The organism is Mycobacterium simiae, from assembly GCF_008370645.1.
GTDB lineage: Bacteria > Actinomycetota > Actinomycetes > Mycobacteriales > Mycobacteriaceae > Mycobacterium > Mycobacterium simiae_A.
On record NZ_VTZN01000176.1, the window covers coordinates 1 to 9,472 of the forward strand.

The 9,472-nt window shown below is 65.6% G+C and carries 6 protein-coding genes; 2 read left to right on the forward strand and 4 right to left on the reverse strand.

The features are described from left to right. Positions 1-816: ATP-binding cassette domain-containing protein (locus F0Q45_RS21340; protein ID WP_149655832.1), on the forward strand; the 816-nt coding region annotated here is incomplete at its 5' end. Next, positions 813-2,564, forward strand: coding sequence for an ABC transporter family substrate-binding protein (locus F0Q45_RS21345; protein WP_149655833.1), 1,752 nt, complete (start codon positions 813-815; stop codon positions 2,562-2,564). The genes F0Q45_RS21340 and F0Q45_RS21345, both read left to right, overlap by 4 nt. Here the strand turns inward: F0Q45_RS21345 and F0Q45_RS21350 are convergent. From F0Q45_RS21350 to F0Q45_RS21365, 4 genes are all read right to left on the reverse strand, one after another. Then, positions 2,551-3,807, reverse strand: a complete 1,257-nt coding sequence (locus tag F0Q45_RS21350; protein WP_149655837.1) for an alpha/beta fold hydrolase — start codon at positions 3,805-3,807, stop codon at positions 2,551-2,553. The two genes, F0Q45_RS21345 and F0Q45_RS21350, sit on opposite strands and share 14 nt — an antisense overlap. A gap of 69 nt (positions 3,808-3,876) precedes the next feature. Further along, positions 3,877-5,466, reverse strand: a complete 1,590-nt coding sequence (locus tag F0Q45_RS21355) for a GMC family oxidoreductase (protein WP_149655834.1) — start codon at positions 5,464-5,466, stop codon at positions 3,877-3,879. A 20-nt stretch (positions 5,467-5,486) separates the two neighbouring features. After that, positions 5,487-8,111, reverse strand: a complete 2,625-nt coding sequence (locus F0Q45_RS21360; RefSeq protein ID WP_149655835.1) for an AAA family ATPase — start codon at positions 8,109-8,111, stop codon at positions 5,487-5,489. Continuing rightward, positions 8,108-9,256, reverse strand: a complete 1,149-nt coding sequence (locus F0Q45_RS21365) for a metallophosphoesterase family protein (protein ID WP_149655836.1) — start codon at positions 9,254-9,256, stop codon at positions 8,108-8,110. The genes F0Q45_RS21360 and F0Q45_RS21365 overlap by 4 nt, the downstream gene beginning before the upstream one ends. Positions 9,257-9,472: the final 216 nt, after the last annotated feature.

The following is a 9,472-nucleotide window of genomic DNA, read 5'->3' on the forward strand; positions in this document are numbered from 1 at the left end:
CCGGTAGCCGACGAGTCCACCGTCGTCGTGCGGGTGCGTGATCTGGTCAAGACCTACCGGCTGACCAAGGGTGTGGTGCTGCGTCGATCGGTCGGCGAGGTCCGTGCCGTCGACGGCGTCAGTTTCGAGCTGCGGCAAGGCCGCACGCTGGGGATCGTCGGCGAGTCGGGTTCGGGCAAGTCCACCACTGTGCACGAAATCCTGGAACTCGTCGCGCCGCAATCGGGATCGATCGAGGTGCTCGGCACGGATGTGGCCACCCTGAGCTCATCGAGCCGCAGATCGTTGCGCCGCCACATCCAGGTCGTTTTTCAAGACCCGGTGGCCTCGCTGGACCCGCGACTTCCCATCTCGGACCTGATTGCTGAACCGTTGCAGGCCAACGGTTTCAGTAAGACCGATACCCAGGCTCGTGTCGCCGAGTTACTCGAGATCGTCGGACTGCGCCGCAACGACGCCTGTCGCTATCCCGCCGAATTCTCCGGCGGGCAGAAGCAGCGCATCGGTATCGCGCGGGCGCTAGCGTTGCAACCCAAGATACTAGCGCTGGACGAACCGGTGTCTGCGCTCGACGTCTCCATCCAGGCCGGGATCATCAATTTGCTGCTCGACCTGCAAGAGCAATTCAAGCTGTCGTATCTGTTTGTCTCCCATGATCTTTCCGTGGTCAAGCATCTCGCCCACCAGGTGGTGGTCATGTATGCCGGCGCCATCGTCGAGCAGGGCAGCAGCGAGGAGGTCTTCAACAATCCCCAACACGAGTACACGCGGCGGCTGCTGGGCGCAGTTCCACAACCCAGCCCCAGGCACTCATGACTAACCGGAGTCGGCGTTGCGTCTGCGCTCACAGCCTCCAGCCTGCGCCCAGGGCCATGCTGCGCGACAACGCGCGACGGTGGCCGCAGGTTCGGGTGCGACGCGCCACGGCCGCTATGCTGCTCGGCGTTCTGGTGCTGTCCGGTTGCTCGGCCACGCCGGTGCTGCCATCCACGTCCAACGGTGCCGTCGGCACCACGAGCGACATCAACCCGCAGAACCCCGCCACGCTGCGCGACGGCGGCAACCTGCGGCTGGCCCTCGCCGACTTTCCGCCGAACTTCAACATCCTGCACATCGACGGCAATTCGGCCGAGGTCTCGGCGATGGTGAAGGCCACCTTGCCACGCGCGTTCGTCATCGGGCCGGACGGCTCGGCAACCGTGGACACCGACTACTTCACCAGCGTCGAACTCACCCAAGCCGACCCGCAAGTTATCACCTACACCATCAATCCCAACGCTTTCTGGTCCGACGGCACACCGATCACCTGGCGTGACATCGCCAGTCAGACCTACGCCACCAGCGGTGCCGACAAGACGTTTGAGATCGCATCCCCCAACGGCGCCGACCGCGTCGCGTCAGTGACCCGCGGGGTCGATGACCGGCAGGCCATCATGACCTTCGCCAAGCCGTACGCGGAGTGGCGCGGCATGTTCGCCGGCAACGGCATGCTGCTACCCAGCAGCATGACCGCCACGCCCGAGGCATTCAACAAGGGCCAACTCGAGGCACCGGGTCCTTCCGCCGGCCCGTTCATCGTGACCTCACTGGACCGCAGCTCGCAACGAATCGTCTTGACCCGCAACCCGAAATGGTGGGGCAAACGACCACGCCTGGATAGCATCACCTACCTGGTTTTGGATGACGCTGCGCTGTTGCCGGCACTGCAGAACTCGACGATCGACGCGACCGGAATCGGCTCGCTCGATCAGCTCACCATCGCCGAGCGCACCAAGGGCATTTCGATCCGGCGGGCGCCGGCTCCCAGCTGGAGCCACTTCACCCTCAACGGAGCCCCAGGCGCGATCCTTGCCGACCCGGCGCTGCGGCTGGCGGTCTGCGAGGGCATCGACCGGCGCACCATCGCCAAAGTTGCCCTCTACGGCCTCACCAGTGATCCGGCGCCGCTGAACAACCACATCTTCGTCGAGGGGCAAGAGGGCTACCAGGACAACAGCATCCCCTATGACCCGGAGCGGGCGAAGCGGGACCTCGACGCCCTGGGTTGGAAACTCAACGGCAAGTTTCGGGAAAAGGACGGTCGTCAACTCGTGGTGCGCCTGCTGTTCTATGAGTCGCAGAGCAGCCGGCAGTTCGCGCAGGTCGCCCAGCACAGCCTGGCCCAGATCGGTGTCCAACTGGAGCTGCAATCGCGTTCCGGCAGTGGGTTTTTCAGCAACTACATCAACGTCGGGGCTTTCGACATCGCGCTGTTCGGCTGGGTCGGCGACGCCTTTCCGCTATCGTCGCTCACCCAGATTTACGCGTCGGACGGGGAGAGCAACTTCGGCAAGATCGGTAGCCCCGAGATCGACGACGCCATCGCGCGCACGCTTGAAGAACTAAATCCCGGCAAGGCTCGCGCACTGGCCAACGAGGTGGACAAGCTGATTTGGGCTGAGGGCTTCAGCCTGCCGCTCACGCAGTCCCCCGGAACCGTCGCGGCGCGCAGCACGCTGGCCAATTTCGGTGCAAGGGGCCTGGCCGACCTGGATTACACCGCGATCGGCTTCATGCGGGACTGACCCGGCGCCGCACCGCAGATAGGGGCAGCGTAGGTATGGCCGCCTCGATAGTGATGGCCACGTCCATTGCCTTCCACAGCAAGCGGATCGGCAAGCGAGGCGAGATGTTGTCCAGTGTCAAGGCCTGGCCGGCGAGCTCGTCGCCTTCTCCGCGGCATACCGCCGCGGCGACGGCCAGGGCGGCGGGCTCCCGAAAGTCCAGGGCGCTGTGACCCATACTCGGTAGCTCCAACAGCACCGCATCAGGCACCAGCGCGGCCACGCGTTCGGCTACCGCCGGCGGAGTGATGAGATCGCGGCCGCCGGCAACCACTACCGTGGACCAGCCAAAGTGCGGCATCTCGGCCACCAAGTCATACGGCTCGGATTCGAAAGTGGGGTTGGGGGGCAGCGATTCACCCATCGCCACGGCCGGGTCGAGCGGCAGGCCGTCGGGCTCGGCAGCGTAGTCGAGTTCCCGTAACGCGATGCGATTGACCAGGTCGTCCTCGTAGCGGTACGGCACCTTGCGATCGACCGCGGTGGTGACCCGGCACAGTCCACGCCACAGCATCATTCGGCCTTCGAGCAAGAGGTCTAGCTGTCGATCGAGGAGCTTAGCGCCACCGTAGCCGTACACTGCCGCCGCGACCTGGCCCGCCGAGGCGGTCATCACCCCGGCCTCAACCAGCTGACGAACCTTGGGTGCCAGGGCGGCCGTCTGCGGACTATTGCCCTTGAGCAGTACTCCCCTAATGGCGTCGCGCACCAAGGCGATGTCGTGGTGCGACAGTACGGGCGAATCGAGGATCATCGCGTTGACCCGGCTGGGATGGCGCACACCCAGCCCCGCCGCGAGGTAGGTACCGTACGACGTGCCGTAGACGACGGCCGAGTCGACGCGCGCGTCGTCGAGCACCGCAGCGACGTCGTCGACCACTTGGTCGATGGTGAGCGCCTCGGGCGGCAGGTCGGCGCCGGAGTCGTCGTGGCGCGACATGCCGACGCCGCGGTGCTCCATCATGATGACGTCCAGACCGGTAGCCGCGGCGCGCCGGCGCAACCCCTGGTAGAGCCGCATCGACGCGACTCCCGGTCCCCCCGGGATGATGACCAGCGGGTGGGCAGACTTACGACCGGTGCGTACATAGTACAGATCGAATTCGTCGGCGCTGGCCGGCGACACCGGCCGCCGCACCGCCCGCACGCCGGGCAATTTCGCTAATTTGTCGTGTACCTTGCGTCGTTTCGCGTTCATCGTCATCGGCATCGGCCCGCCATGCGTACCATTCTGCAGAGATTGACGCTAGTGGGCAGTTCGAAACGGGTCGGGTCAGCTACGAATCAGTTCAGCGGCCTTCTCTCCGATCAGCACAGCGGGGGCGTGGGTGTGTCCCCGCACCGTGCTGGGCATAACGGATGCGTCGGCGACGCGCAGTCTGTCGACGCCGCGGACCCGCAACTGCGGATCCACCACACTGGTGTCGTCGGTGCCCATGCGGCAGGTGCCGAGCGGGTGGTACAAGGTGTGCGAACAGGTCTCGAGTGCCAATTCGAGGGTCGCCTCATCGAGTTCGGTGCTGCTACGCGGTCGCGCGATGGACCCGAGAATGCCTTTGAGTGCCGGCGCTTCGGCGATGCGGGCGCACATCCGCAAACCTGCCATCATGGCCGCGCGGTCAGCCCCCTCTGGGTCGGAGAGGTAATGCGGTTCGATAACCGGCTTCGCGCCCGGGTCGGCGGATCGCAACGTGATCTGGCCGCGGCTTTGTGGTGCAACCAGAATCGGTCCGAACACGACACCGTGTCCGGGCGGCTTGACGAGCAGACCCTCGTCGTAAAACGGCGCAGGGGCAAAGATCAGCTCGAGGTCCGGCAGCTCCAGATCCGGGCGGCTGCGCAGGAATCCGTATGCCTCGCCGACGTTGGAAGTGAGCATGCCGCGGCGCCGCAGCAGATAGTTGAGCACCTGCGCCGGCTTTTCGGCCGCGGCTAAGCTATCGCCGGCGACGTCGAAACCCAGCGGCGTGACCAGGTGATCGAGCAGGTTTTGCCCGACCTCGGGTGCGTGGTAGATGGTGTCAATCCCGTGCTCGGCGAGGTGATCGCGGTCTGCGATACCGGAAAGCATAAGTAGCTGCGGGCTGTTGATGGCGCCGCCGCACAGTACGACCTCGCGGCGGGCGTAGGCGACGCGTTCTTGGCCCTCGCGCTGAAATTCCACACCGACTGCTCGGTTTGCGTCGATGACGACGCGGGTCGCGGTCGCGCCGGTGATAATGCTGAGGTTCTTGCGACGCATTGCCGGCTTGAGATATGCATCGGCGGCGCTATAGCGTGCACCCCGGCGCTGTGTGACAACAGTTTCACTAACCCCTTCTGGCTCAGCGGAATTCGGCTGGGCAGCCGGCAGCCCGCACTGTCGTGCCGCTGCCAGCCAGGCCGCGGTCGACGGCCGCGGGCTGCGCTGGCGGGAAATAAGCAGCGGACCGGTTACTCCGCTGTTGTCCCCGTTGACGAAGTGCCATGCGGCGTTGACGTTTTCGATGCGACGGAAGTACCCGAGCACTTCGGTATACGACCAATGTGGGCCGGCGCGTCGCGCCCACTCGTCGTAGTCGGCTTTGAACCCGCGCACCCACATCATCGCGTTCATCGACGAGGAGCCGCCGAGCACTTTGCCCCGGGGCCAATAAATCTGGCGACCCGCCAGCCCAGGCTGCGGTTCGGTCACGTAGTCCCAGTCGACTTCGCTGCGGAACAACTTGGAAAACGCCGCCGGAATGCCGATGAAGCGGTTCTTGTCACGCGGTCCCGCCTCCAGCGCCACCACCGAGGTGGCCGGATCGGAGCTGAGCCGGTTGGCCACCACGGCCCCAGCCGAGCCGGTACCGACCACTACGTAATCGCACTGAATGTCCATCGTCCATCCCCGCTTTGTGCCTAGTGATCGCCCAGATCAATGCGGTGCGCGCCTTTGACACCGTCGTACCGGTCAGGACTGCATGTCAAGACAATCACCTGCCCGTGGCTACCCACTGTGTCGAACACCTCCCCCATTTTCACCAGTCGATCCGAGTCGGTGAACCCCAACGCATCGTCCACCACCACCGGCACGGTGTCCTCCTTGGCCACCAGTGCGGCGCCGGCGAACCTGGCCAGGATGCCGAGCTGCTCTTTGGCGCCGCCGGACAATGACTCGTACGGCACGGTGGTGTTGTCCAGGGTGCGGCTGCGGATTCTCAAGTTGCTGTCGACGTCGACCTCGAAAGTTGGCCCGAACACCGGGCGACCGAGCCGGTGCAGTTCCGACCGGTAGGGCTCGACGTAACGCAAGCGAGTGGTATCGCGGTGACGCGCCATTACCGACCTCAGCAGCTGCGCCGCCCTGGCCCGGCGGCCGACGCGGGCGTGCTGGCTGGCGGCGTGCTCGCGCTCGGTCTCGGCGGTGTCGAGCTTGCCTTTGCGGCCCTCATTGCCGAATACCGAAAGTTCGATGCTGACCTCGCGCAGTGCGCTAACGGCGTCGTTGTGGCGGTCTTGCAACGACTCTGCGGCCGCGGTGGCTTCTTCGAGCTCGGTGGATACCGCCTCAGGCGCCCTGGCGGCGAGCATGTCAGCCAGTTCAGCTACCCGCTGCTCGGCGGTGTGCAGCGCCCGCAGATCCGCCTCGGCCGCGGCGGCAAGAGCTGCATCGCTGACCGAGGCCCGTTCCTGCGTCAACCTGGCCTGGGCCGCGTCAAGCTCGGCGCGCTGGGTTGCCAACTGATGCTGCAAAACTGTTGCTCGCGTGGATATTTCAGCGAGCCGACGATTGGCCGCCGACGCGGCCTGACGCCGGGTCTCGCACTCGATCTCGGCGGCCGCGCGGGCTGTCTCGGCCGCGTCGAGTTCGGCGCGGGCAGCCACGGCACCCGTCGGCAAAAGATCCGGCTCGACGGGTTGACGCGCGTGCAGTTGCCCCAGCCGAGCGCGGAGTTGGTCCTCCTGCTCGTCGCCGCACAGGCCGGCCAGAGTGGCGCTCAGCTGGTCACGGTGGCTTTTCAGTTCACGGCGACGGTGGTCAACGGCCCGTGCCGCAGCTAGGTCGGCGACGCCCCCGGCCGTTAAGGCATCCGTCAGCTCCTGTTGAGCGGCAGTATATTTGGCCTTGATCTCCTGTGCAGTCGCGCCCTGGGTGATTCGCGCCGTCAGGACACCTGGCACTTGCACCTCAGTGGGGCCGGCAGCCGTGACGGACCAGCGCTCGCCCGCAGATAGCGACACCCTTTGCTGGCCCACGACAAGCTCGATGTCGGCGGCGGCGCTGAATTCCACCACCGCGGAGATCGACGCAAGCTGGCCGTGCGCTCGATCGACGGCTGCTGCGGCATCGTCGATGCGACGCATGAGCTGCTCGGTCAGCGTGATTGCGGATAGTTCTGCCCTAAGGCGGTCACGCTCATGTTTGATGTTGTCGACCTTGACCAGCCGCGCCGTTAACCGGTCACCCTCCTCGCGGCCGACGATCGAGTCGAATGAGCGCCGAGCGAAATCGACGCGGCGTTGGGCGGCTAATAGGAGGTGTGCGGCTTTCTCGACTTCGGCGTCGCCGGCCTCGACTTGAGTGCGTACCTTCGCCTGCTCTGCGTCGGCTTGCTGGGCTTCGACCTGCACCGCGCCGATTTTCGTTGCGCGCGTTTCGGTTTCGGCGACCAGGGCCAGCCGTCGCGTGCGGGCTCCGGTCGACGCAGCGCTGGTTGCTGCCGCAGCCGCGGCGATGAGCCTGGCTTCGCGAGCTTCGTTGGCGAGCGCGGCGATCTCGTCGGCCGCGGCCTGCGCAGCAGTCAGCCAAGGAGTGACAGCAAGCTGTTGCTGCGCCAGCTCGGTCACCTGCTTGGTCAGCTCGGCGTGCCGGCGCACCCGATCGTCTACCTCGGCCACCGCAGCCGCGCACTCCGCGACCGCAGCCTGGGCGTCGGCCAACCGCGAAATCGCGGCGGCCCACTCTCCGGTGGGCCGCCCGGTTGCGGTGAAGTAGCGGGAATGCTCGGCCTCGATGCGTTCGATCAACAGCGGCTCGGTACCGGACAGCGCCGCATCGTCGCCCGCGGAGACATCGAGCGCGCGCGACAACGCATCGCACCCGGACAGATCTACCGCAACAGTCGAGGTTGCCTGCAGCACGCGCTGGGCGTGCCAGAGTTCGGTGTCCACCGTCTCGGCCAGCATGGCTCGAACCCGCTCATGCGCCTCGTCGCCGGTCAGTTGTGCGCGGCATGGCGCCAGCACCGTCAGCTCGGTCTCGGGCCTCTTGTGGAAGCGTTTGCGGTATACGAAACGGTAAGGGCCGCTGCTGATCTCGGCGGTAACCTCGGAGCCGACGTCGGCGTTGGTCGGCTTGACCTGCTTGACCTCCTTCTTCGTCGAGCGGTCTTTGGACTCCAGCAGGAGATCCAATGCCTCGATCATCGACGACTTGCCGCTCTCGTTGGCGCCGTATACCACTACCACGCCGTGATCGGGGAACTCGATTTCCCGATGTGCGATGCCGCGGTAATTCCTCAGGACCAGCCGGTGCAGTTTCATGCGACGCCTCGATCGGCAAGACGTAGCAGCAGCGCCAGAGCCGCTTGCGCGTCGACCCCGGATTCGTCGCTGGTGCGTGCAGTGTGGACCAGTTCGTCGACCGCTGCGGCGGCGAAGCCCCCGATGCCGAGGCCGGAGAACTCGCCGTCGGCGGGCATCACCGCCAGTTGGGTGTGCCGCTCCCACAGGCCCAGCCAGGCGAAGAGCCGCGCGTACTTATCCAGGCACGCATCCAAGGCGGCGCGGTCGGTGACGGTTAGCGAGCCGGTCAGCGCCAGCCGTACTACGGTGCGTTCCTTGTCGGTCATCAGGTCAAGGTTCATGTCTAAATCGGCGATGTCGCGGCTGGTGTCGACGTGAGAGTGCAACGTGAGGAACCGCCAGCGGCCAACACGCCGGGCGTCGATGGTTACCGGGTGCTTCGGGTCGGTCTCGTCGATGTCGACAACCAGGACGTAACCCGGCTCTGCTTCAACATCGTCGAAGTTGGTGACCTCCGGTGAACCGGAGTACCACACGCGGCCGCTGTCGCCGACTTGAGTGCGCGAATGCTTATCGCCAAGGGCGGCATAGTGAATGAGTCTGTCGGCTAGCGCACGCTCTAGCCCGGCCAGCCGGATCAGCGAGGGCCTGCCGCGGTCGGGATCCAAGACGTCGACGCCGCCGTGGGCAACGAGCAGCCGGGTGACATCGGCTGCGGACAGGCCGTCCAGCACCTCGGCGACCAGGTCGGTGGTGGGGGCTTTTGATCGCCACGGTGCGGCGACAATCTGGAGGCCCGGCCGGACCTCGTGCACACCAGGCCGGTCAAGCACGACAACGTTGTCGGGACATTCTGCCTGGAACAACGCGCAGGTGTATACCGACGACGCGTCGAGCGGGTCATGATTGCCCGGCAGCAGATAGACCGGAATACCGATGGCGCGCATGACCTCTAGGGATTGGCCGATCACCTGCGGAGCAAGCTGGTTATGTTCGAAAACGTCACCGGCCACGACCACGAACTCGGCGTCCACTTCGGCAGCAAGTGTCTTTAGTCCGGCAACCGCGTCCCGGCGGGCTGCCGAATAGCGCGGCTGGGCATCGCCGGCCAGGAAATGCCGGGTCATGCCCAACTGCCAGTCGGCGGTGTGCAGGAATCGCATCCTGGAGACCTCCCTCCGAAGCTGTAGTGTGTCGAGGCACCGCGAGTGTAGGACTCGGTGCCGACAAGTCGCGGGACCTCGCTCGGCAGGTTTGCGTCGGGGCCGTAGAGGGCTGCCGAGGGCAATCACTCTTGTTAGAACCGTCGCCGCGGCCGAATCAATGTCGGTAGCCCGCGTTAGTATTCGAACATGCTTTCGGATCGGGAGTCGGTGGTC

What these genes read in the sequence shown, in the direction of transcription:
- F0Q45_RS21345 (WP_149655833.1), top strand. Translation starts at nt 813, where the DNA reads ATGACTAACCGGAGTCGGCGTTGCGTCTGCGCTCACAGCCTCCAGCCT.
- F0Q45_RS21350 (WP_149655837.1), bottom strand. Translation starts at nt 3,807, where the DNA reads ATGACGATGAACGCGAAACGACGCAAGGTACACGACAAATTAGCGAAA.
- F0Q45_RS21355 (WP_149655834.1), bottom strand. Translation starts at nt 5,466, where the DNA reads ATGGACATTCAGTGCGATTACGTAGTGGTCGGTACCGGCTCGGCTGGG.
- F0Q45_RS21360 (WP_149655835.1), bottom strand. Translation starts at nt 8,111, where the DNA reads ATGAAACTGCACCGGCTGGTCCTGAGGAATTACCGCGGCATCGCACAT.
- F0Q45_RS21365 (WP_149655836.1), bottom strand. Translation starts at nt 9,256, where the DNA reads ATGCGATTCCTGCACACCGCCGACTGGCAGTTGGGCATGACCCGGCAT.